At 47.1% G+C, this 23,607-nt stretch carries 16 protein-coding genes and 1 pseudogene; 2 read left to right on the top strand and 15 right to left on the bottom strand.

Features of this window, described 5'->3' with window-relative positions; all coding sequences use genetic code 11:
- Positions 1-323 precede the first annotated feature (323 nt).
- The 9 genes and pseudogenes from DWW23_RS06195 to DWW23_RS06155 form a co-directional block, all read right to left on the bottom strand.
- On the bottom strand, positions 324-770 hold the full coding sequence (locus DWW23_RS06195; RefSeq protein ID WP_122352409.1) for an HU family DNA-binding protein: 447 nt from the start codon (positions 768-770) through the stop codon (positions 324-326).
- Positions 771-975: 205 nt separating this feature from the next.
- Entirely contained in the window at positions 976-3,000 is a 2,025-nt protein-coding gene (locus DWW23_RS06190; protein ID WP_122352408.1) for a RagB/SusD family nutrient uptake outer membrane protein, read from the bottom strand.
- Between the two features lie 11 nt (positions 3,001-3,011).
- Positions 3,012-6,293, bottom strand: a pseudogene (locus DWW23_RS27025) (SusC/RagA family TonB-linked outer membrane protein).
- A gap of 368 nt (positions 6,294-6,661) precedes the next feature.
- On the bottom strand, positions 6,662-7,123 hold the full coding sequence (locus tag DWW23_RS06180; protein ID WP_122352407.1) for a DUF4293 domain-containing protein: 462 nt from the start codon (positions 7,121-7,123) through the stop codon (positions 6,662-6,664).
- A 76-nt stretch (positions 7,124-7,199) separates the two neighbouring features.
- The gene (locus tag DWW23_RS06175; RefSeq protein ID WP_122352406.1) at positions 7,200-7,532 is read right to left on the bottom strand and encodes a DNA-directed RNA polymerase subunit omega; all 333 of its coding nucleotides are present in this window, start codon (positions 7,530-7,532) and stop codon (positions 7,200-7,202) included.
- 25 nt (positions 7,533-7,557) lie between these two features.
- Positions 7,558-8,370, bottom strand: coding sequence for an outer membrane protein assembly factor BamD (locus tag DWW23_RS06170; RefSeq protein WP_122352405.1), 813 nt, complete (start codon positions 8,368-8,370; stop codon positions 7,558-7,560).
- A gap of 67 nt (positions 8,371-8,437) precedes the next feature.
- On the bottom strand, positions 8,438-8,863 hold the full coding sequence (locus DWW23_RS06165) for an amino acid-binding protein (RefSeq protein ID WP_028726750.1): 426 nt from the start codon (positions 8,861-8,863) through the stop codon (positions 8,438-8,440).
- 22 nt (positions 8,864-8,885) lie between these two features.
- Entirely contained in the window at positions 8,886-10,187 is a 1,302-nt protein-coding gene (locus DWW23_RS06160) for a phenylacetate--CoA ligase family protein (protein ID WP_122352404.1), read from the bottom strand.
- Between the two features lie 93 nt (positions 10,188-10,280).
- The gene (locus DWW23_RS06155; RefSeq protein ID WP_122352403.1) at positions 10,281-11,462 is read right to left on the bottom strand and encodes a 6-bladed beta-propeller; all 1,182 of its coding nucleotides are present in this window, start codon (positions 11,460-11,462) and stop codon (positions 10,281-10,283) included.
- A 368-nt stretch (positions 11,463-11,830) separates the two neighbouring features.
- On the opposite strand from DWW23_RS06155, the gene DWW23_RS06150 reads away from it, so the two are divergent.
- Positions 11,831-13,000 carry an MFS transporter gene (locus DWW23_RS06150; RefSeq protein WP_122352402.1) on the top strand — a complete coding sequence of 390 codons (1,170 nt, stop codon included), beginning with the start codon at positions 11,831-11,833 and terminating at the stop codon, positions 12,998-13,000.
- A 160-nt stretch (positions 13,001-13,160) separates the two neighbouring features.
- Here DWW23_RS06150 and DWW23_RS06145 read toward each other — a convergent pair whose 3' ends face one another.
- The 4 genes from DWW23_RS06145 to DWW23_RS06130 form a co-directional block, all read right to left on the bottom strand.
- Entirely contained in the window at positions 13,161-14,180 is a 1,020-nt protein-coding gene (locus tag DWW23_RS06145) for a metallophosphoesterase family protein (RefSeq protein ID WP_122352608.1), read from the bottom strand.
- Positions 14,181-14,284: 104 nt separating this feature from the next.
- Positions 14,285-15,772, bottom strand: coding sequence for a SusD/RagB family nutrient-binding outer membrane lipoprotein (locus DWW23_RS06140; protein ID WP_122352401.1), 1,488 nt, complete (start codon positions 15,770-15,772; stop codon positions 14,285-14,287).
- A gap of 15 nt (positions 15,773-15,787) precedes the next feature.
- Complete coding sequence (locus tag DWW23_RS06135) at positions 15,788-18,970, bottom strand: SusC/RagA family TonB-linked outer membrane protein (RefSeq protein ID WP_122352400.1); 3,183 nt, start codon at positions 18,968-18,970, stop codon at positions 15,788-15,790.
- A gap of 98 nt (positions 18,971-19,068) precedes the next feature.
- Positions 19,069-19,605 carry a hypothetical protein gene (locus DWW23_RS06130; protein ID WP_122352399.1) on the bottom strand — a complete coding sequence of 179 codons (537 nt, stop codon included), beginning with the start codon at positions 19,603-19,605 and terminating at the stop codon, positions 19,069-19,071.
- Between the two features lie 569 nt (positions 19,606-20,174).
- Between DWW23_RS06130 and DWW23_RS06125 the strand changes: the two genes are divergently transcribed.
- Positions 20,175-21,446 carry a Gfo/Idh/MocA family protein gene (locus DWW23_RS06125; RefSeq protein ID WP_122352398.1) on the top strand — a complete coding sequence of 424 codons (1,272 nt, stop codon included), beginning with the start codon at positions 20,175-20,177 and terminating at the stop codon, positions 21,444-21,446.
- A gap of 10 nt (positions 21,447-21,456) precedes the next feature.
- Here DWW23_RS06125 and DWW23_RS06120 read toward each other — a convergent pair whose 3' ends face one another.
- Both DWW23_RS06120 and DWW23_RS06115 read right to left on the bottom strand, forming a co-directional pair.
- Positions 21,457-22,128 carry a response regulator transcription factor gene (locus DWW23_RS06120; RefSeq protein WP_122352397.1) on the bottom strand — a complete coding sequence of 224 codons (672 nt, stop codon included), beginning with the start codon at positions 22,126-22,128 and terminating at the stop codon, positions 21,457-21,459.
- Between the two features lie 10 nt (positions 22,129-22,138).
- Positions 22,139-23,599, bottom strand: coding sequence for a HAMP domain-containing sensor histidine kinase (locus tag DWW23_RS06115; protein WP_233564274.1), 1,461 nt, complete (start codon positions 23,597-23,599; stop codon positions 22,139-22,141).
- Between the last annotated feature and the right edge of the window lie 8 nt (positions 23,600-23,607).

Below are 23,607 nucleotides of genomic sequence, written 5' to 3'. Positions count from 1 at the left end.
AAATAGGGTCTGCGAGACTCTGCGCTCTGTCTGCGTTATTCAGCGTTCCTTAATATGGACTTTTCGGACAGCTGCCTAAGGCCGACTTCTTCATCTCACGACGTCGACTTCTTCATCTCGGAAAGCAAACTTCTTCATCTCACAAAACACACTTCTTCAAGTATCGGAAAACACATCTTCATGTTCCGGCGCAAACTTCTTCAAGTTTCGGAGTTTGTTTCTTCATGTTTCGGAGTTGACTTCTTCATCTCGAAGAGAGAGGCATAAAAAAATCCCTTCCGGAAAATCCGGAGAGGGATCTTTTATCATTCAGAAAATAAAAATTATTCAATCTCCGGACGATCACTGCCAGAACCGCCATCTGTATTCTTTTTACCTTCCACCAGTTTGTCAATCCATACAAATTCCACTTTCTGCATGGCAGCTTTCAATTCTTCTCCGGGTTGGAAATTAATATTTACACAATTAATATCCGTAGCCTTCAAATCTTCTTTCTTCTCCTTACCCCTACTGTTTATGGAAGGATAAAAAGTACCCCAATCACCAAGTTTCACACTATGCCCGTCTGCCGTCAGACGTTGGATTATTTTCCGAAGCTGGCGGATAGACATCAACGCTTCCGAGGGATTCAGCGTCGTCTCGTCGGCAATAAGTTCGGCCACTTTCGTTTCCGGAACCAACCCGGTAGAATTCTGAACGGCATACCATTTTTTCGGCGCGTTCTTATCCCGCGGATTAGCACGTTGGATCGCTCTAATTAATATAGCCATGATAAATAAATTTTAAATTATAATTAAAATACATCGTATTCTTTAATAGAAAGCCCTTCATCAAAATGTTGAAGTCAATGACCTGATGAATGTAAGAACAGCTACCAACTTATTTCGTTGAATACGCAACATAAAATCAAAAGATATGAACCAAAGGCCCCCTCTTCGCAGAGGGGAACCTTCCCACACATCAATTAGCCTTACACTAGTATCCTATGGCTCCCGATGAGGTTAGCGGCCATCCCGGATTTTGGTAAATCACAGAAGTTCCCAAATCGTTCGGGTCGCTAGATGTATATTTGAAATGATGCAGTGCAATCGGATCAAGATAGTGCGCTTCACACCATTTATATCCATCCCACATAAGATTGTTGCCTTGGCTGATAACCCTGTAAGGACGTAAATATTCGCCGCTGTTCGCAAGGCTGGAAACATTTGCATTCTGTTGTCCTTCTGGAATAAGCAGACTTTCACCTGTGGGCTTTTTATCCTTATCCAATTTGGGATATGCATCTTTCAAACCTGATCCCCAAAGGTTTACGCCTTCCACCTGATAACCATTGACTTGATCCAGAGCTCTCCAGCGTCTCAGGTCCATCATACGCAGACCTTCTTCTACCATTTCGCAACGGCGTTCGCGACGGATGCAATATAGTAACGGAGATACTTGTCTTCCTGCAGAGTATACACCCCAATCAGACTCTTTATCCAGTTTTGTGGCATTCAGTGTAATACGGTAATCCGGTAAATTAGCCCTGTCACGGATGGCATTCCAGTAAGCCTCGGATTCAGCAGATATACTGTTCCCTCCCTTTTCCATGCAATCAGCCTCGATATAGTTCAAATATGCTTCGGCAGCCCGGAAAATAGGTGAACCTTCTACGGATCTTTGATCGCCGCCAGTGTAGTAAGTATCAGCTGCCAGACCTTTGCGCAGGCCATAACCTGTAACAGATCTTACTTCCGGGTTGTCGATGATGGCAGGAGCATAAGGCCACGAAAGTCCATTATATTCTCCGGCTTCATTGGTCTGTTTGTCCAGATGTTCGTAAGGACGCATCATAAAGAGGTTAAGCCGCGACTCCCTGTCGGTTTCTACATCTTTAACGGATTTGTCTCCTTTATACAAGGGAGAAGCGTAAATTGGCAAGCCGTCTCTGCACAAAAATGTTTCTACATATTGACGGGTGAATCCGGTGTTACCTCCGTTTAATATATAAGAAGTGGCACCATGTTTTACACCTAATGAAAAACTATACCGTTTCCACAAGAGTATTTCGGGAGCCGAATTCATATCTTCCAAAGCGAACTGTGCGAAATAAGGATTGCTCATACCACGATTAGTCGTATCCGACTGATTGACACCTGTTTTATCTGTATTTTGAGCCAACAATCCCTGGTCTGCAAGCTCTTTGGATGCCGCTTTACATTCTTTTAGGAAGAAAGCTATCTCACTGTCCAGGTTTGCGCCTGTGTATTCGCCACCGGGCCATCCGGGACCACCGGGTACTAAAGCCGTACCTTTATGGTAGGTCAGCCAGCTTGCTTCAAACAAAGCGACTCTCGATTTAACTAATAACGCTACATTGCGGGTAATCCTGTTTTTCCCTCCCGACGGAGCCGTATTACTCAAAAGCATCAGGGCAGAATCCAGGTCACTGATGATGAAGTGTGCTACTTCATTACGAGGACTGCGTTTACTGGCTTCTATTAATTCCCCTTCTTCATCTATTAATGTATTCTTGATAATGGGAAAATCCCCTAATGTTTGTAATTTGGAGAAATAATTCCATGCTCGCTGCAAGTATACTTCGCCAATGTAATGCCTGATGTTATTGTCGTTACCTTGTATGCTCTTGGAATTATAACGCGGCATTACGGTCTCAATGAAATAGTTGGCATTTCTTATTTTTTTGAAATTCCATGGATCATCATCTTCTTTGATCGATTCAGGAACTTTCCATTGCCCGGGCAGCCATTTGTTGTCGTAACTTGATTTTGCCTGGTTATCAGTGCCATTATCATTGCCCCAACTCCCGATTGTATATTTTTCTTCATGTGCAGGAAAGTCGTACCCTTTGATGGCATAAGATGCCAGGTCGGCTTCGGACCATAAGTAATTATTGGGAGTTACTTTATCCAAAGGCTCAAGGTCTAAGAAATCATTGCACGAACTCAGGCCGACCAGTCCTCCTGCTAATATAAATAAGTATTTATTTAATGTTTTCATTTGCTATTCAATTAAAAATTAACACTAAGTCCTGTTGAAAATGTCTGTGACAGCGGATGTGTCTTGGCTGTAGAAGTCCCGTCATTCCAGTTTGCTCCGTATCCTGTACCCAAAGTTTCGGGGTCGAAAGCATCGGGTAGTGAAGTTATGGTAAACAGGTTCTCGGCAGAGAAGAATATTCTCAGATTAGAGATTCTGGCCTTCTGCGTATAACGTGCCGGGATGGTGTATCCTATTTGCAGGTTCTTCAGGCGACAGTAGGCGGCATTCTGCAGGTAGCGGCTCTGTTTCTTTTGGTTCTGATCATTGAACAATGGCCTCGGCAAGTAGGCATCGTGATTTTCGCCCCAGAAGTCATCTGCGTCACGGTAAAAGTCCATCTGGCTTTTGAAAAAGCCGGATTGCCATCTGTTTCCGGTAGCACCGAACATCATGTTTCCATCTATATAATAGTCTCTTTTCAATACACCTTGCAGGAATACGCGTATATCAAAGCCTTTCCATGAGGCATCCAGGTCAAGGCCAAACTTGTAACGCGGCGTGTTGTTACCAATAATTTTCAAGTCACCCGGATTGTCTACGGTAGTTCCTTTGTGGATTGTACCGTCTCCGTCCAGGTCTTTGTACATGATATCACCGGCAGCCCAATTCTTGCCGACTTCACTTTGTCCGCCATTGGGCAGGGATGCCAGATGATCCTGCATTTCCTGATCGCTCTTGGCAATTCCAATCGTTTCGAATCCCCAGATTTCGCCCATATATTCTCCGGTTCTCCATGTAGAAAGCAAGCCTTTTTCATTCGGATATTTTAAGACTTTCTGCCGGTCGTCTGAAAGAAGCACATGTACTCCATATTGTACTGCGTCGATACGGTCTCTCCATGAAAGGTCGAGCTCGAAACCGGTAGACTGCAAGTCGGCATTATTTGTTTTAGGAACATCGGCCCCTAATACAGCAGGTAAAGTGGGAGCTGGCCCTACCATATTTACAGTTTTTCTGTTGAACCAGTCAAAGCTCATGTTGAAACGATTATTGAACATTCCCAGGTCGAAGCCGATATTCCATGAACGCATGGTTTCCCAACCTAAAAGCGCTGAAATCAATTCGGGCGAAGCAGCCGTGTTCTCAAATTTGCTATTGCTTAACAGCCAGTGACTTTTGCTATCATTGGCAACAAATGGCATTGTCTGGATATAGGGATAAAGCGCTTTGGTATTTTGGTTGCCAAGTTCACCCCATGAACCACGTATCTTTAATGTGTTGATAGTGCTTTCCAGCGGTTCCATAAATTCCTCACGTGCTACGTTCCAGCCGGCGGATACTGAAGGGAACCAGTTCTAACGCTTGTCGGCGGCAAAGCGGGAGGTGCCATCATAACGCATGTTGAACTCTACCAGGTAACGTTCTTTATAATCATAGTTCAATCGTCCAAAGAAACCGGCTGTTGCCCAATGATTTTTGTCACCTGCATCCTTATCAATTTCAATTTTATCAGGTCCTGTGGCCGTATTCAAATCGGGAACTTTCTCTGTGATGAGGTCTGTACGGCTGGCACCCAGTTTACGCCATTTATTCAGTTCGGCCTGGAAACCCACCATGACCTTAAAATTATGGCCGCTTTCCAGTGATTTCATAAAATCAGAATAAATGTTCGGATTAAAGAAATTAGTTCTTTCGGCATATTCTGCGACAGAATTGGTATCTTCGAAATATTCTGTTCCATCTACATAATGTTTGGGAAGATGTAATACATCCTTGTGTTGGAATCCATCAACAGTCTTATAATTCAACTCTCCAAATACCTTCCATCCTTTAACGGGTTCCAGTACAACCTGGAATTGCTGGTATAACCAATCAGTCTGACTGGCATCTTTACCCTGGTAAAGTAACTGTGACAGCAACCCAACCTGAGCATAACCGTTCGGATCATACATGGGTTCGGAGGGAAAACGCTTGGCCATGTCGTGATAATACTGGTTGTTATCCATGGTGGACGGCTTGCTGTAATCCTTACGCATATATTTGGTGCTGTAATTCATGTGTAGCCATGGAAATAATTCTGCATTGATTTTGGCTGTTACTGTGTATCTTTTTAGTTTATCGGGATTAAAACTGATCAGACCCGTTTGGTCCATAAAGTTACCAGAGAGGTAATACTGGAACTTTTCAGTACCTCCATTAATACTTAATGAATGTTCCTGTGAAAAAGCAGTGCCTCCGAAGAAAATATCATACCAGTCGTTATTAGAGTTTCCAAGCCAGTTCCATGTCTTGCCGTCCGCATTGGCAAATGTTGTCTGCGTGCCGGGAATTTCCCCTTTTTGATAAGCGAGCATGAGTTCCAAATTCTGAGCCGGGAAAAGGAGACCCTCTTGAGTATTGACAGCTGCCAGGTTCATGTATTGTGCATAGGTATATGAATCCGGTAATTGCGGCATGTTAATGGCATGGCTCCAACGGAAATTATCGTTATAACTGATGTTGACTTTACCTGCCTTACCTTTCTTGGTAGTGATCAAAACGACACCGAATGGCGCACGTGAACCGTAGATGGAGGAGGCGGCAGCATCTTTCAAAACGGAAATGCTTTCAATGTCATTCGGATTCAAGACATTCATATCACCTTCCATGCCGTCGATCAACACTAATGGCGAGGCATTGGAACCATTGCCGATAGTACCGGCACCGCGAATATTAATTTTCATGTCCTGACCGATTTCACCACCATTACCATCAGAACCATAGCTGAAGTTCATACCCGGCACTAAACCTTGTAAGGCTTGGGATACGTTTGTAACCGGACGGGAAGTCAACTCTTTGGCATCGACGACAGATACAGATCCTGTCAAATTCACTTTCTTTTGTGAACCGAAACCAACGACAACGACTTCGTCCAACGCTTGTGAGTCGTCTTCTAAAACGATATCCAATGATTGCTGGTTCGTAATCTTTACATTTACATCTTTATAACCGATAAATGAAACTTTCAGGGTAGCCCCTGCCGGTACTTTCAATGAGAAATTACCTTCAACATCAGTTACAGTTCCGATGGTTGTGCCAACGACAGACACGTTGGCTCCGATAACCGTTTCACCAGTGGCATCTTTTACAATACCTTTGATAGTACGTTCGTTTTGTTGGCTAGCCGGTATGTCAGCACTTTCTTTAATAGTAGGATTCGAGGCTTCCAAGCCTTTTCCTGTGTCCGCCTTCGATTGGGCGGTAGAGAATAAAAACAGGAGGGCAAACGCCACATTCCAATTTTTTATTCCCCGGAAATTTTCTTTCTTCATGTTAAATGTCATTTCTTTTTAAGTTTTTTCCAATAATTCTTAATTCTCTCTGATTAGATTTAAAGGGTAGGTTATCCCCTTTTTACTACTAGTGTTTCCTTTTTTAAACCATAGGCAATTTTTTATTTATTTCACAAAGCAAAAGAAGCGATATAGTGCCCATTCAATATCTAAAATCGTCTAAAGTATTTTCGTTATTTGATAAATCAGCCATTAGATAAGCTCTGAAACAACAATCGGAATATATTTGGAAGAATGACAAAACAAATCCGGATAACGTTAACAAACAGAAAAAGCGCAACCATGTACTTAGACATGATTACGCTTTTTATAACCTTTATTTGTCCTTTACGGACTACTATTCTAATTTATCTCAAACGGTCGAGCGAACGAACCAGAGCCTCGTCAGCACCGATATTACGGATAGCCAGGTAATCCAGTATCAAGGCAATTACAGGGAAAGACAAGGCGATCTTTACACTCAGAGCGGCACCTGCCAGTTCTTCTTTCAGTATCCATACAAAGAAACCGAACAAAGCATAGAAACCCAACATCAGGATGGCATTAAATACGCACAGACGGATTTGCAGGATTCTTTTCTTGAATAAAAAGATGGTGAGCAACGCCAGGATAGAGATCACCGCCGTCAATGCAAAAAGTCCCCACGTCGGATAAACCAACTCCGCTTCAGCGGCGATCGTGCTGACACCTGTCGCATCGAAAGAGTAAAACTGATCTCCCGCCTGCAACAAGGCAAGAGGTAAAAACAGCGTGGCTACCATCAGGCCCACGATAATAAGCAAATAAACTGTTTGTATTCTTTGTAACATGGTTATTAGTTCATTTTAAATGGAAAGGCCGACTCTATCAGGGTCAGCCTTTTCATATCTTACACAATATTTCTTCTTAGAAGTTATTCTTTTCTTTAGCAGGGTTCTTATAATAAACCTTACCTTCTTCATATTCCTGTGCTGCGATCAGCGTCGATTTCGGAAGTTTTTCATAATAACGGGAGATCTCGATCTGCTCTCTGTTTTCGAAAACTTCTTCCAGGTTATCGTTGTATGATGCAAACTCCTGCAGTTTCTTTTCCAGGTCCTGCTTCATTTCAACACTAATCTGATTAGCTCGTTTACCGATGATCATTACTGTTTCATACACATTTCCCGTGTCGGCTGACAACTTCATCATGTCACGGGTAACCGTATTCGAAGGAGCGTTAGACTTTCTGTAATCCATTTTACTTTATTGTTAAATAATATCGTTAATACGTATCTGTTATTCTCTTGTTGGCGTAATCGTAGAACTTTTGTGCCTGTTTTACGTATTTGCCTTCCGGATATTCGTTCATGTAAGTGTAGTATTCATCCACAACCTCACGATAACGACCCTGTAACTTCTCTTCCACACTGTTTATAGCCTGTTCATACTTCGAGCGCAATACGTAGAACATGAACTCTTCCCTATATTTGGAATAAGGATAGTTCTTCAACGCGTTCTCGGCAGTGATCACGGCAGACAAATAGTTATTGTCGCGCATGTAAGTACCCAAGTTATAATACAATCTTACAGCCAGCAGTTCCTTGTAAGCCAGTTTCTCCTGCAATTCAAACATGATCTTCTGGGCTTCGGCGGCACGTTCGCTCTGCGGATAATACTCCAGATAGAGCTGCAACTGGTTGATAGCTTCATACGTCTGTGTCTGATCTAACCGCGGATCGGGTGAATCCAGATACAAACCATATCCTGAATAATAACGGGCCAATTCAGTGTATTCGCCCTTCGGATAGGTGGTATAATACGTATTAAAGTATTGCGAAGCCGTCTGATAATCTTTCTGTCCGTAATAGCTCTGGGCCAGCAGGTACAAGGATTCTTCGGCATAAGCAGTTCCTTTAAAGATTGTAACCAGTTCATCCAGCAGGGTAGCGGACTTGTTATATTGCTTTGCATTGAAGTACTTCTTTGCATACGAATATTTCAGCTCATAGTCCGTACTTTTCAGTATCTTGTTGTACTCCCCGCAAGAGGATAACAAGACCGTAATCATCATCAATAAAAATACAACCTTTTTCATTCACATACTTTTAGCGCGCAAAGTTACATTATTTTCGGTAAAATAACGAAGCGCATAACGTTAATATTTACAACTTATATAAATCGCTGGCAGCAATCAGCTCCAGTTTATTGGCTTTCAGCACCTCTGCACACTTCTCCACATTGTCGGGACGGATGATCACATTCGCCGCCTCTCCCTGCGAGAAAGCATACATATATTCGACAAAAATACCTGCAGAAGTAATGATCTCCATCGCCTTAGCCAGCGCACCCGGCTGATTGGGGCAATGAAGGCATACGACATCGGCCACACTCACCGCATATAGTTTTTCACGAAGAACCTGAATAGCTTTCTCCGTATCCGACACGATCAGACGCAGAATACCGAAATCCGAATTTTCTGCCACTGTAAAGGCCGACATGTTCACTCCGGCTTCACCTAAAATCTTTGCTACTTCCGTAAAACGGCCTTTCTTATTTTCTAGAAAGATGGATAATTGTTTAATTAGCATAGCATTTTACTCTTTTAAGGGGTTAAACTAACTTACGATTGTCGATCACATGTTTAGCCTTGCCCTGACTGCGTTCAAGGCTGCGCGGTTCGACGATCTTTATATCAGGCTGAATACCGATCACGCTCTGCATGCGGGCGGCGATCTTCTTCTTCAGCGCGATCATCTTATTCATCTCGTCCGAATAATAGTCCGGACGTACTTCCACCTGAATCTGGAAAGTATCGGTGTTGTTCACACGGTCCACCACGATCAGGTAATGCGGTTCAAATTCCGGCATTTCCAACAATACGGACTCTACCTGCGATGGGAATACGTTCACACCGCGGATGATCATCATATCGTCGCTACGTCCGAGGATACGGCCCATACGGACAGCTGTACGACCGCATTCGCATTTTTCGTAGATCAGATGTGTCAGGTCACGCGTACGATAACGGATCATCGGCATACCTTCCTTGGTCAGTGTCGTGAACACCAGTTCGCCTTGTTCGCCCGGAGCAACCGGCTGCAAGGTTACCGGATCGACGATTTCCGGGAAGAAATGGTCCTCCCACAGGTGCGTCCCGTTCTGGCATTCGCATTCGCCGCCGACACCAGGACCACAGATCTCCGTCAACCCGTAGATATCATATGCCTTGATGTTCAGCTTTTCTTCCAGTTCCTTACGCATGTTTTCCGTCCAGGGTTCAGCGCCGAAAGCTCCTACCCTCAACTGAAATTCTTCCAAAGGGATACCTGAACTGTGGATCGTCTCCGCCAGATACAGGGCATACGAAGGCGTACATGCCAGTCCCTTCGCACCGAAGTCGTGCATCAACTGGATTTGTTTCTGCGTATTACCGCTACTCATCGGGATCACTGTCCCGCCGATATTTTCCACGCCGCCGTGGGCACCCAAACCTCCGGTAAACAAACCGTAGCCATAGGAAACCTGCACGGAGTCATTCTTTGTAATACCATAAGCCGTCAGGCAGCGTGCCACCACTTCCGACCAGATGGACAAGTCCTTGCGGGTATATCCTACAACGATCGGTTTTCCGGTCGTACCCGAAGAGGCATGCAAACGAACAATCTCGGACATCGGTACAGCCATCAGTCCGAAGGGATAATTATCGCGTAAATCCTGCTTAACCGTGAACGGCAGCTTGGATATATCTTCAATAGATTGAATATCATCCGGAGTAATACCCATCTCCTGCATTTTCTTGCGATAAAAGGGGGTATTATGATAAACGTGTTCGACAACCCGTTTCAACCGGATGCTCTGTAATTTCCGCATTTCTTCGCGGTCCATACATTCAATAGTTTCGTTCCAAATCATGGTATCAGTTTGTTATCATTTAATTGTTAGTAGTATAAAACTGTCGCAAAGTAATAACTTTTTTACTAACTAACAATAAATAATAACGTCAAATCAATCGAGATCGACTTCCATAAGGATCAGATTCTCGTCTTCGTCCAATGTTTTGGTTATCTCCGCCAGCTCTCCGGAGAGTTCTCCTTTTTCCATCGCTTCGAGTAACGTGAAAGGATATAAGATGTAATAGAGCTTGTTATTATTGAATACAAAATTCATCATGTCTCCGTTCTTCCAATCTTTATTCGCCAGTTTGACGTGAGAGAAGGTATTTTCTTTTACTGTATATAGATAAAGCTCGTTCCGTAATGTCATTTGGCCTTCGTCTTTCAGAAAAACAGCGTTGACAAGCATCTTATCCGGTGTCAAAGCCCTGATCTCGCAAGCGATCTTGCCGTCTTTCTCGGTCGATAGCGGGAGTTTAGCGAAGACCGGTTTCAGTTGGCGGTCGGGGGATAACAAATAGAGCGTATCGGCTGCCGGCTCACTGATCACACAACCTCCCCCGTCGCAGGCAAGCAGGTTTCTCATACGATTCAACAAGACAAAAGGACGTCCGTCACGCGTGGTCACGATCATACTGCGGTAACGCTCGTTCGAAACAAGAGGAAGACGTTCTATCTTTTCTCCGGTATCTTTATCCATTACGACAAAAGGCTGGTTGTTTGCTTCCGGATTATCATCTATCCGGGTTGTCTCCCCTTCTTTCACGAAGAGAGCGCCTTGCATATCCAGAAAAACCATCGTATTCTCGTCCACAGACTCCACGACATCCATCTGATAAGATTCCGGAATTTTTAATGTTCTTTTAAAGTTCCCCTCCGGATCATATACCTGCATTTGGGTGATCGCATCCAGAAAGATTTCCTGCCGTTTTGCATCATACAGGATATGGCGTATCCTGACATATTCTTCACCTCCCTGCCCTTTCCGGTTAAAACGGCAAATCATCTCCCCCTTCTTATCAAAGCCTATCACATCTCCGCTGGATGGCCCAAAGAAGAACAAACCGTGCTCACCCGGTGCCAACTTCATCTGATCGCCCAGCAACACATCTCCTGGTGTATGCAAACGAAAATAACGCACCTTGCCTAAATCCTGCAAGGCTACTTCCTGATCCGGTATATCTGCACGAAAGTCGAGCACCGGCAAGGGTCCTTCACTTCCCGCACGATCTTTACAACCATTCATCCCCATCAACAACATCACAGTAGCCAAACATAGTCCTATCTTTTTCATAACCTTATTAATTTAATATAACACATCGCAAATAAAAGGATTATATTTCAAAGCGGCAAGACAAATACGATTAATTCGTAATATTTTAAATATATTCGTAAAAAGAAGATAGTTAAAGGGAAATCGCTTAACCGGCAGGAAGGATTGAGGCTGGTTACACAAGAAGAAGATGTTCAAACATAAGCGTTATAGATGACAGATGACAGTTGACAGTTGACAAGTGACAGTTGGGCTTCACGTTCGATAAATAAATCAGTTGAAAACCGACATAACTGTCAACTGTCACTTGTCAACTGTCAACTTCAGATTAGCTCTTTATTGAAAAAATATATACTTTTGTCGGAAGATCCCAGAGAAGAAACTCCCGAATGAAACGAAACATACTTGCGCTATACATTATTAAATTATCCAAATGGTTCACCCTGGTCATGCCGATCATCGTGCTCTTCTATGAAGATCACGGACTGGGACTGCAGGACGTATTCATCCTGAAAAGCGTTTATTCGATCGCTGCCGTAGCACTGGAGATACCGTCGGGATATCTTGCCGATGTGTGGGGACGGCGCAAATGCTTGATAGTCGGATGTATTCTTTTCTTCTTCGGATATCTTTGCTATTCTTTTACGTCCACGTTCGCCGCTTTCGTCATTGCGGAAATACTGCTGGGTACAGGGCAGACGCTAGTCAACGGGGCAGACTCCGCCTTGCTGTACGATACGACCGTGCAATATAAAAAAGAGAATCTGTATCTGCGTTACGAGGGACGTATCACCATGATCGGAAACTTTGCGGAAGCCGTTGCCGGTATCTTCGGCGGATTGCTGGCCGCCTATTCCCTACGCTATCCTTTTTATGCCCAGGCGGTGATCGCCTTCAGCGGCATTCCTGCCGCTTTTGCACTGCGGGAGCTGAATATCAAGAGTAAGATACAAAGCCCCATACAGGAGATCATGCGGATCATCAAATACTCGCTGGTTACGAATAAGAGACTATGCTATAATATCATGTTTTCAGGTATCATCGGGGCTGCGACTCTGACGATGGCCTGGTTCGTGCAACCCTACCTGATGTATATGAATACGCCAACCTCCTGGTTCGGGGTGATCTGGACGGTACTGAACCTGACTGTCGGCATCGCCGCCCTTTATTCAGACCGTGTGGACCGCTATTTCGGACCTAAGAAGATGGGGATACTGATCCTGACATTCGTGGCAGGCGGTTACATGGCGCTGGCGTTCAACCTGACGTATGCCGGGTTGGCTATCCTGCTCGTCTTCTACGTGATCAGAGGGTTTGCTACGCCGATATTAAAAGGGTATATCAACCAGATGACGTTCTCGGAGATGCGGGCGACGGTCCTGTCTATCCGTAACTTCATCATCCGGCTGATGTTTGCCGCCATTGCCCCGTTTATCGGTTGGTTGAATGACGTCTATTCACTGCGTACCGCGTTGCTGGTATCAGCCGCTATTATTCTGGTTCCGGGAGCATTGTTCCTTTGGTTACAATTGGCCTCAAAAGCGGAAGAAGAGAAATAAGCTTACCCGACTAACTGACAAGAGATTACAGTTTCCTCGTAATTCCCCGGTCTGGAAACTCCAGTTTCCTGCGGAGGGAACCGGAGTTTCCTAGGCAAGAAACGCGAGTTTCCCAGGCAGGGAACTGGAGTTTCCTACCGGGGAAATTATACGGACACGCTCAGATAAAGGGATTGCTGTCCCCACCTTTTACAAAATCCGCCGGGTAGTGGATTGATGAAATCACTTGATTATTTTTCAGTCGTATCCAGGATTTGAAAGAACGCTCGCCTTCGGTCAGTTCGAATACACGTGCTCCGTTTCCTCCGGGTACGTCATGGTAGACCGTCTTGCCTCCTGTAAAACGTCCGTAACCCAAGAGAAGTCCTTTCCAGCGGGCGACATAATCGTTCACATGGTCATGACCGACAAACGTAGCCATCACATCCCCGGCTTCGAGCATAGCCGTGAATAGCCCGGAATTGACTACCGGTGCACAAGCTTTCTCTTTACGGATACCGATCAGCAACGTATTCTCGTCGGAAGCCGCCTGGTTATATTCAGGCACAGGGATATGGAAAAAGGCGAGTGCCGGAAGCGGCTTACCCCCATTCTTTGCCGTCAGCGCAGTACTGCATTTCCTGTACCAGTCGATCTGATCCGGCTTGATCCAGTCGTAACCCTTGGTTTCCTCCTTCCGCGAATAAGCCAGGCTGTCGAAGCCGTACAGGATAAAAGCCTCTTTCGCATCTTTCGAGCTTCGTATCGGCAAGATGAAATTGGTAACACCGCTCAACCCTTCCACCGTGCCGGTCAGACTGCCCGGCATATCCTTGATGAACGTATAGATCTCCTGACGCGTCATGTCATGTTCGTCATCGTGATTACCCAAAGTTACGGCAAACGGGATATTGCGGGAGATAACAGGTTCGAACGCCTTCCGAAACCCTTCCGCTGCCGGCTTGGCAAACACGATATCACCCGTATAGATCACGAAATCAGGCTTTTCGGCAGCCAGTACTTCGTTCATGCATTCGGCAGCCTCTTCCGAAGCCGGGTTGCCCGGAACCCAGTGCACGTCGGTAAACTGTACGATCTTGAATTTACCGTCCGTATTAAACTTCAACTTGTCCGCATGCGCTTTATAAAACGCACTATCCAGGTAAAACGCTCCAGTAGCCGTCTCTGCAACCTCTTTCATCGTACCCTTTCCGATTGCTTCTGCTCCGGAAACTCCTAAAAAAGACACCGGGAGCAAAAGCCCCGATGTCCGTAAAAACTCCTTTCTATTCATGCCATTTCTTTTTATTTAATCCACCAAAGAGGATCAGATGTCCTGTCGTTTCCTCCGAACTGCGACTGAAGGGCGGCCTGTACGCTGGCTGCATTATTATTATACTCGTCCTGCGGATACATCCAGCGGTAAGGCAGACTCACTCCGGATGCCCGGCGAAATTCAGGATAACCGGTACGCAACTGGTCATAGTAAGGCATCCACATGCTGCCTTGCAGGAAAGTAGGGATATACTTTTGCAGGATGATACGCTCTATCTTCTGCTCTTTTGTCAGCGAAGAAGCATAAGCCACCTTGTCGCCCTGCAAATAGGTATCAGCAGCATCTTCCCCCAAATACTGGGCTACGGAAGAGGCATATTTCTCATAAAAGCGGAAAGAAGCCCTGACCGCCGATTCGTAAAACTCCTTGTCATCTCCGGAAATCCAGCCGCGAACCACCGCCTCCGCCAGAAGCAACTGCTGCTCGGTATATCCCAGCAGAATCATCGGCTCGTTAGTCGGATGCTGGTAATAACGGGTAGCCGGTTTGGAACAACCACCCAATGAGACTTTATCGTTCACTAGGCTGTAAGGGATTGCCGGATCGCCGCCATCATAGGAGGCGAAATCGTCCACGGCAAGTCCCGCCTTTTCCGCAGCAGGGGTCTGCGTACAGAAAGCAAACAAACGGGGATCTTTACGGGTAGCCAGGACAGCCACATAAGTAGAATCCATATAACGCCCCGAACCGAAGTCGCTGTCATTGAAATAAGGATAGCGGTCATCCTGCTGATCGAGGAATACCAGCTGGCCGTTGTCGGCTTCGCCGGTCATCAGCGGTTCGTCCCGGAAGATACGGGCAAAGGTTGATTGCACATCTATCCCGCCTACGGTCTGTTTGTTCGACAAGGACATCAGTACCCGCAACCGGTAGGCATTGATCAGGCGGCGCCATTTCAGCAGGTCGCCTCCATAGATAATATCGCCGCTGATAATGCTATTATTGTCGGTCAACAACGTATTCGCTTCATCCAGTTTGGCCAGCACGGTAGACAGTACCGTCTCCTGCGAGTCATATTTAGGTTGGTACAATTCGTTCGTTTCGCCCTGCAAGGCTTCGCTGCAAGGTACATCGCCGAACATCATCGTCAACATATAATAATAATGTGCTTCAAAGAAAAGAGCCAAAGCCTCATAAGCCGTCTCGTTACTCTTCTCCGCTTCCTCTTTCATCTTCGTCACATCGCGCAGGTTACTGTAGTAACCGAAGCCGCCGCGTGTCCATTTATACACCTGGTAAGGACTTTCGCCGGAGGTCAGCACCAACTGTTTCGTAGCGTGGCAAACCTGTGCATCCGATTCTTCGAATGTTTTGAAAGACAATCCGGTAAGCAAGAGTGCCGGATCGGTGGTCGTCGGGTTGTTCGGATCGACATTCATCTCTTCCAGGTCGATACACGAGTTGCAGGTGAATGCCAGAGCGGCACCGGCTGCTATATATTTCAGATATTTCTTCATTGCTTTATCGTAGGATTATAATTTGATGGTTGCACTGATACCGATATAACGGGCGGAAGGGTCTTGCAGGTCCGAGTCGCTGGCACCGAAGTCGGGATCGAGGTAAGGCGTTTTCTTCCAGACTGCCAGGTTGTTGCCGAACAGGGTCAGATCCAGTCCCTTGATCACATTCGACTCGAAGAGGTTCTTCAGGTCATAAGACACAGCCACACGGCGCAGCTTCAGGTAAGAGCGGTTGAAAGTGTTGGCGAACAACTCGTTCTCGCTGGTACGGACCACGGCACGATACGGATAGTTCTGTGCCCAGGTCTGGATATTGACAGCCGTTTCATTCTTCTTGTACACACGGGTATCTGTCAGGATATTCCCGTTCACATCATAGGTAACCTCACCGCTGACGATGTTTACGCCTTCCGGCACATAGATCGCCTTGCCACCGTTCTCATATTCTTCCTGACGGTACATGGTCGACTTCGGATGTTTTCCGCCCCACCACATCTTCTGGGTGGTAGTCGACACCAATGTGCCGCCGATCGCTCCGTCCATATCGATATTGACGGTAAACTTTTTGATCTTAAACGTATTCTGAAGTCCGTAGCGAACATCGGGCGACTGGTTACCGATATGGGTGGTAAACGCGCTCTTGGTCGGCATACCGTTAGCATCCAGTATCAGCTGGCCGTCCGGAGTCTTTTCCCATTCGGTAGCGTACATGGCATCCGCCCGGTCGCCCACCTTCAGGTCGCCGAATTTATCCTGACCGCCGTAAATCTTTGTCAGCTTGCGGATATTACTGCTCCAGTTGGTCGACACATTCCAGGTGAAGTTCTTATTCTGTACAGGTGTGGCGTTCACGATCAGTTCAAAACCGTTCGTCGTATATTCATTGCCGTTCACAAAGCGGTAAGGGAAACCGGAAGCCTCGGAGATAGGCAGCTTGATGATACTGTTCTGGTCGAGCATACGGTAGTAAGTCAGATCCAACCCCAGACGGTTATGCAGGAACGAGGTCGACATACCGACTTCAAAGGAAGAGGTCTTCTGAGGCAGGATATCCGGATTCACCAGGGCTGTCACCGTTCCGGAGCCGGAAGGATCGGTCACGTCATTCGGATACGTCACCGAAGGCGTACTGCCATAGAGGATACCTTTTGCATAGGTCGCCTGCAAGGCGTACGGATCGAGGTCGCTGGATACCTGTGCCCAAGCAGCATTGACCTTCAGATAATCCATCCACGAAGGCAGCTTCACATATTCGTTCACCAGTGTACTGGCAGAAACAGAGGGATAGAAATAAGAATTGTTGGCAGCCGAAAGTGTAGACGACCAGTCGTTACGTCCGGTGAACGTCAGGAAGAGCGCTTCAAACAGGTCGATGTTCATAGAACCGTAGACGCTCTCGATTGCCTTCTCGTTCATCAGGTTGGTCGCACTGACCGGATTCAGGCTATTTCCCATATTATATACTTTCGGAACGATCAGTCCGTCGGTAGCCTGTGTTTCCTTGCGTATCTGGCGGTAGTAGAGTGAAGTTCCAAGATTGGCCGTAAAAGCGAAATCCTTGCTGACTGCCTGTGTATAAGTAGCCAACGCATCCGCATTGATATCCAGCTGATCGCTGTTCCAGGTCTTATAATCACCGTTACGTGAATCGCCGTAGTTCATATACGACTTCGGGCTTTTCATATCTTCAAACGTACTTTCCAGACGACCGGCGGCACGTCCCTGCAGGGTCAGTCCGGGCAATACATCCCAGTTGAGTTTCACCTGCCCGTTCACCGTATTGCGATCGTGTTTCTGTGTCAGCTCATTGGCTGCAAAATAAGGGTTGTTATACCAGGCATAGTTATAATTTGCCTGCCGGGTTCCTTCCGAATCCGGACGATACAGATGCTGTGACAGTTCCTTCCCGTTCACATCGTTACCCATCCACAACAGGATCGTGTACATGTGATTCTTCGGTCCGTAGCCATAGCGGGGATAGTTGGGGGAATAGACCTTATTATATGACAGGTTGGAAGAAAGAGTCACCGTATTGCTCAGGTTGAACATGCTGTTAAAGTTCAGGCCACCTGTATAGATCGAGGTATTCGGGACCTGTCCGCGTTGTTTGGAGAAATCGCCATTGAAGTTGTAATTGGCTTTCTTTGTCTTATTTGCCACGGAGAAAGTCGCTTTGGTGATCACACCCGTACGAAGGAAATCCTTCAGGTTGTCGTGTGCCTCCCAAGTGATCGGAACACGTTCGTAGCGTGTACGGTCGTCGTAGACAGAACCGGAGACATCGCCCCACCAGGGGATCACTTCACCTGTTTGCTTGTCACGGATCGGGCTGTTCCACTGGGCTATCTTCTGCCCTTCAAAACGGGGCCCCCACGTCATATCCCCATCGGAGATACCGCCGTCGGCACCATCCCAGAACTCATACTGTCCGTTTGAGCCGGAACCGAACTCATTCTGTGTCTCGGGAAACACGGTGAAACCAGCCGTTACCATGCTGGATATGCCGGCTGTTACCACCAGACCTTCTTCTTTCGCCAGCCTGGTCGTGATCAGGATCGCACCGTCCTTTCCCCTCGAACCGTACAGGGCTGCTGCGGCCGTACCTTTCAGCACGTTGATACTTTCGATATTCTCCGGAGAGACATCGAACAGGTCAGATTCCACCGGAATACCGTCCACTACCATCAGCGGTGTTTTACCCCGCAGAGAAAAACTCGGTGCCTGAAAAATACCTGTCGGGTTATTAACGGTCAGACCGGCGACTTGGCCGGAGAGGGCATTACCCACGTTCACCGTACCCGGTTGTTCAAGGGCTTCCGTGCTCACTTGCTGGGTGGTATAACCTAATTTCTTTTTCTGTTGTTTGATACCGATGGCTGTTACCACCACCTCGTCGATCAGCTTGACGTCATCGGACATCTCTACATTGACCACTTTCAGGTCGCCTATCGGGCGTTCCACCGTTTCGTATCCGACAAAAGAGAATATCAGGGTAGCGTTCTTCGGCGCTTCAATCTCGTAGTTACCGTCTATATCGGTTACTGTACCGACCGTAGAGTTCTTCACGACTACTGCAGCTCCGATCACAGGACCCAGCTTGTCCGTTACCGTACCGGTCACTTTCACCGATTGTGCAAAAGCCATAAAGGTACAGATAAGGAGTCCGCAAATCATTAAGTAAAATTTGTTCTTCATATCTAAATTAATTGGTGTACATAGAAAGCCGGAGGCAGGAAACAGACCTGCCCTAAAACTTTATTTATCAACAAAACTTATCTGGGGAAAAGGAAGAATTAATAAAGGCTTTTCAGTTTGACGTTGTCGAATATGGCCAGTAGGCGAGATGAATCTTTTTTATTACCCTGGAGGGCTTCTTCAAAGGTGTTGGTATCGGAGTCGATAGCAGCCAGGGCGATCTTCAGGACATTCGCGAACTCGTCTGCTGCAGCTTCCTTCGTCATTTTATTGCTTTTCACATCCTTGTTCAACTGCTTTTCGATGGAACGGACCGCATTGTAGATACCCGGTTTGCGGATCACCGTGCGGCGGGCAGGATCACCCGGAACCACTTCCTCTTTCACCACATACATATCCATAAACGCATTATACAAGCATCCGACCTCCTTACCGAACTTATGATTGTTTGCGTTAGCCAGTTCTTCAGCAGTAGGTTCCTGTTGGGTGGAATAGAACTCCCATGTTTCGACAGGAGCAGCTTCCACATTTGTTTTGCCAGCCTTGTCATTATCTCCATCGGCAACTGTCACGGCATGCAACATGGAGAACGAAGTACCTAATAAAACAACTAATAACACTAAACTCTTTTTCATAACTGTTTTTCTTTTTCTATTAAATTACGCTGCAAATGTAGAGGAGGCATATTACAAAACAGATACAAAGAAATTAAGTTATATTTACCTTTCTATTACAAGGGGGTAGACAAGCCCTGAGTGGCAGCAGGTTGGGTTGTTATCAAAATGAGCTAATCAGCCAATATGCTGATGTGCCAATGAAAATAGCAATAAGTTCTGATCTTATCAATTTCGAGCTATCCCCCTTATCAAAGTGACTTAGCTATTACAGGTCTATTTGCCGTCAGTTTTAACTGACGGGTTACAAGTTTTCTCTCTTTTTTGGCTTCAGCCACATTTCTCGTCACATAAAGAGACTGTTAAAATGGGACTAAAGTCCAAAGAGAGAGAGCATTTACTAATCCGTTGGTTAAAACCAACGGCAAATGAACCTGTAACTAAGCATGTCTTATGTATGACTGATCGCTTGCTCGGATAGTTCAATTATTTCTAAATCACCCCCCTATTTAATGGGGTAGTCCTATAACCGGTTTGTAAAGAAATTATCCTATATTTGAAGAAAATTAATCTTTTATGCTTTTTATACTATGAATACAGAGAAAACTACTCCCGTCACCGCGATCGTACTGGGAGCCAGCGGACGAGGGAAATTGTACGGCGACTACTCACTGGAGCACCCGGACGACCTACGGATAACAGGTATAGCCGAATTAGTCGAACTGCGGCGTAACATATACGGCGACAAATACCATGTCCCTAAGGAGAACCGTGTCGCCACCTGGGAAGAGCTGCTCAGCCGTCCCAAGTTTGCCGACGCCGTGATCATTGCCACCCCCGACCATCTGCACTATGCCCCCTGCATGAGAGCACTCGACCTGGGATACGATATCCTGCTCGAAAAACCGATTGCACAGACCGACGAAGAGTGTCGCCGTCTGGTGGCTTATGCCAGGGAGAAAGGTAAGATCGTAGGTCTTACCCATGTACTCCGTTATTCGCCTTATTTCCTGATGCTGAAAGAAATGATCAGCAGCAAGGTGATCGGCGAGCTGGTCAGCATCCAGCATTTCGAGCCGGTAGAACATGTGCATATGTGCCATTCGTATGTACGCGGTAGCTGGCGCGATTCGGAAAAGAGCACGCCGCTGGTACTGGCGAAATCGAGCCACGACCTCGATATCCTTCATTGGATGATCGGCAAGCCCTGTAAGAAGGTAGTCGCCTTCGGTGAGCTGACGCACTTCAAAGCGGAGAATGCTCCGGAAGGTGCCCCGGCACGTTGTACCGACGGTTGTCCGGCAGAAGCAACCTGCCCCTACTCCGCTCTGAAGATCTATCACCGCGACCGTACCTGGCTGTATGTGTTTGACCTTCCGGAAGACCCGGACAAACAGGGCGATGTCATCCTGGAGAACCTGCAGACGGGCCCATACGGCAAATGCGTTTACCACTGCCAAAACAACCAGCCGGATCATTATATGATGTTGATGGAGTTTGAAGGAGGCGTGACGGTCAACTTCTCGATCGAGGCTTTCACCTCCTATGGCGGACGCCGCACCCGTATCATGGGGACACGGGGTGATATCGTCGGCGATATGGAAGAGTTCACCCATACCGATTTCGCCACCGGCCTGTCCAAAACATACAACGCGAACGCTGAAGATGCCCTCAACTACGAAGGTGTCGGCCACGGAGGAGGCGATACCGGCATGATCCGCGATTGGATAGAGGCCATCCGCCGCCAGGATGCCAGCCTGATGAGCACACCGCTCGACGAGTCGCTGGAAAGCCACCTGATAGCGTTTGCAGCCGAAAGAAGCAGGAAGAAGGGAAAAGTGGTAGCTCTCCCAAACCCTTAGGCAAAAGTCTCTAGCAGATCAATTTATATCCGATCCCCCGTACATTCAATAGTTTGATACGGGGGTCTTTTTCCAGTTTATGCCGGAGTTTGGTGATGAAGACATGCAAGCTGCGGGTATTGTAAAAACTGTCATTTCCCCACAGTTCCAGTAGAATATCCTTGGTATTGACCGGAAAATTCCCGCTCTCGCAAAGCAACCGAAGCAACTCCGACTCTTTGAAGGAAAGCTCGACTGATTCACCCCCTGCCTCCAAGGTCTGTGTAGACGGATAAAACGTGTACAACCCGATTTCGTGATACGCAACGGCGGCAGGTTCAGCCTTGCTTTTGACGATCAAGGCCTTCACACGGACAATCAATTCGCGCAGGCTGAAAGGCTTCCGCAGGTAGTCGTTCGCCCCCAATTCGAACCCTTGCACAATATCGTCTACCGATGAACGGGCACTGAGAAACAGGACAGGCACTTCCTTATCCATCCGGCGGATGCGGTGCACCATCTCGAAACCATCCACCTCCGGCATCATCACATCGGCAATGATTAGTGCCGGATGCTCTTTAAAATAATGCTCTATCCCATCCAGTCCGTCACGGGCTACCGTTACCTCGTAGCCTTCCTCCTCCAATGCGTCTTTGACAATCATGGCCAGGGAGATTTCGTCTTCTACTAATAAAATATCCATAAGCTTGGGGTTATTGCGGTAATGTAACTATAAAACAGGAACCCTGGCCGGACACGCTCTCTACGGTGACCGTCCCGCCATGCTTCTCCACCATTGTCTTCACGTAAAAGAGTCCGATGCCGTAGCCCTTCACCTGCGAATGGCGGCTGGAAGGCAACCGGTAGAACTTATCGAAGAGATGCCGGCGGTACTCTTCGGGAATACCGGGGCCGTTGTCCTGCACACGCAGCTGCACTTTTCCTCCGGCAGCCTCCGCCCGTATCGTTATCTCCGGTTCCTTGTCCGCATATTTGACGGCATTATCCACCAGGTTGCTGATGATACTGTACAAATGTACGCGGTCGGCTTTCAGGGTTATTTCCTCCGGGACAGACTCCACGCGGATGCGGAAAGGGCGTGACGACTTGATCTTCTGCTGTTCCAGAATCTTGCCGATCAGGGCATTCAACGAGATATCCTCCATCACCAGACGGATCTCTTTCCGTTTTTCCAGGCTAAGGGTCAGGATCTGTTCGACCATTCCGCCCAGCCGTTCCAGTTCCTCGTGGCAGAGGTGGAGGTATTTGTCGGCCTTCTCCTTATTTCCCAGGAGGTTATAATGGATGATCGACTCGATGGCGGCATAGGATATGGCGATGGGTGTCTTCAACTCGTGCGTCACGTTATGGGTGAAGTCGTCTTTCAGTTGCTCCACCGTCTTCTGGTGGAGCAGGAACCAGATCATGTAGGCAAACGACAATACCAGGATCAACAGGATCAGGAACGAAGAGACCAGGATACCCGTCATTCCAGCCAGCGAAGCCAGCCGAGTCGGTTCCACATAGACATAATAGGCTTTCGGATGATAGGTGGTATACTCCCAGGTATAACGGTCGTAATGCGCCGGGTCTTCCCCAGTGGGGACGGAAGAGGCGACCACCGTACTGTCGGTAAGCGACCGTATCTCCGTGAAATGGCGGAGGTGCAGGTTTTTCTCCCGGAGACCGGCCGTCAGCAGGCTGTCGAACTTCGCCAGGTCGACGGGAAAGATCGTATCGATCACCTCGTGGAGGCTGCGTTGCATCTGCAACCCCAGTCGACCCAGTGAACTAAAATCATCGCCTACCCTGACTTTGCCGCTTTCGAGTACTTTCTTCATCTCGGCATCCACCTCGGGCATAAGAGGGAGTCCGGCTTCTTTCTCGACGATCCGGACGGTCTCCGGCACCGAGTCCTTACTCCGGAAACGGGTGGTCAGGGCGATACCTCCCCGGTCGTCGGCCTGCGAGAAGGTTTCCCGCCGCTTGTTCGCCAACCGGCTGATGGTGTCGGCACGGCTGAACAGTTCGATATGGTCCGCATTGCGGATTGCTTCAATGATATATTCCCTGTTCTGCTGCTGATGGGAATGATACAGCCGGTTGATCCAGAACAACTGGTAGGCGAATATCCCGGATAACGACACGATTACCAGTGCAATGATATATTTCATGGATGATT

It is taken from the genome of Parabacteroides sp. AF14-59 (assembly GCF_003479515.1).
Lineage (GTDB): Bacteria > Bacteroidota > Bacteroidia > Bacteroidales > Tannerellaceae > Parabacteroides > Parabacteroides faecis.
This window is presented reverse-complemented; position numbering and strand designations above follow the sequence as displayed.

Coding starts and splice junctions, on each gene's coding strand:
- DWW23_RS06195 (WP_122352409.1), bottom strand. CDS start 770: ATGGCTATATTAATTAGAGCGATCCAACGTGCTAATCCGCGGGATAAG.
- DWW23_RS06190 (WP_122352408.1), bottom strand. CDS start 3,000: ATGAAAACATTAAATAAATACTTATTTATATTAGCAGGAGGACTGGTC.
- DWW23_RS06180 (WP_122352407.1), bottom strand. CDS start 7,123: ATGTTACAAAGAATACAAACAGTTTATTTGCTTATTATCGTGGGCCTG.
- DWW23_RS06175 (WP_122352406.1), bottom strand. CDS start 7,532: ATGGATTACAGAAAGTCTAACGCTCCTTCGAATACGGTTACCCGTGAC.
- DWW23_RS06170 (WP_122352405.1), bottom strand. CDS start 8,370: ATGAAAAAGGTTGTATTTTTATTGATGATGATTACGGTCTTGTTATCC.
- DWW23_RS06165 (WP_028726750.1), bottom strand. CDS start 8,863: ATGCTAATTAAACAATTATCCATCTTTCTAGAAAATAAGAAAGGCCGT.
- DWW23_RS06160 (WP_122352404.1), bottom strand. CDS start 10,187: ATGATTTGGAACGAAACTATTGAATGTATGGACCGCGAAGAAATGCGG.
- DWW23_RS06155 (WP_122352403.1), bottom strand. CDS start 11,462: ATGAAAAAGATAGGACTATGTTTGGCTACTGTGATGTTGTTGATGGGG.
- DWW23_RS06150 (WP_122352402.1), top strand. CDS start 11,831: ATGAAACGAAACATACTTGCGCTATACATTATTAAATTATCCAAATGG.
- DWW23_RS06145 (WP_122352608.1), bottom strand. CDS start 14,180: ATGAAAGAGGTTGCAGAGACGGCTACTGGAGCGTTTTACCTGGATAGT.
- DWW23_RS06140 (WP_122352401.1), bottom strand. CDS start 15,772: ATGAAGAAATATCTGAAATATATAGCAGCCGGTGCCGCTCTGGCATTC.
- DWW23_RS06135 (WP_122352400.1), bottom strand. CDS start 18,970: ATGAAGAACAAATTTTACTTAATGATTTGCGGACTCCTTATCTGTACC.
- DWW23_RS06130 (WP_122352399.1), bottom strand. CDS start 19,605: ATGAAAAAGAGTTTAGTGTTATTAGTTGTTTTATTAGGTACTTCGTTC.
- DWW23_RS06125 (WP_122352398.1), top strand. CDS start 20,175: ATGAATACAGAGAAAACTACTCCCGTCACCGCGATCGTACTGGGAGCC.
- DWW23_RS06120 (WP_122352397.1), bottom strand. CDS start 22,128: ATGGATATTTTATTAGTAGAAGACGAAATCTCCCTGGCCATGATTGTC.
- DWW23_RS06115 (WP_233564274.1), bottom strand. CDS start 23,599: ATGAAATATATCATTGCACTGGTAATCGTGTCGTTATCCGGGATATTC.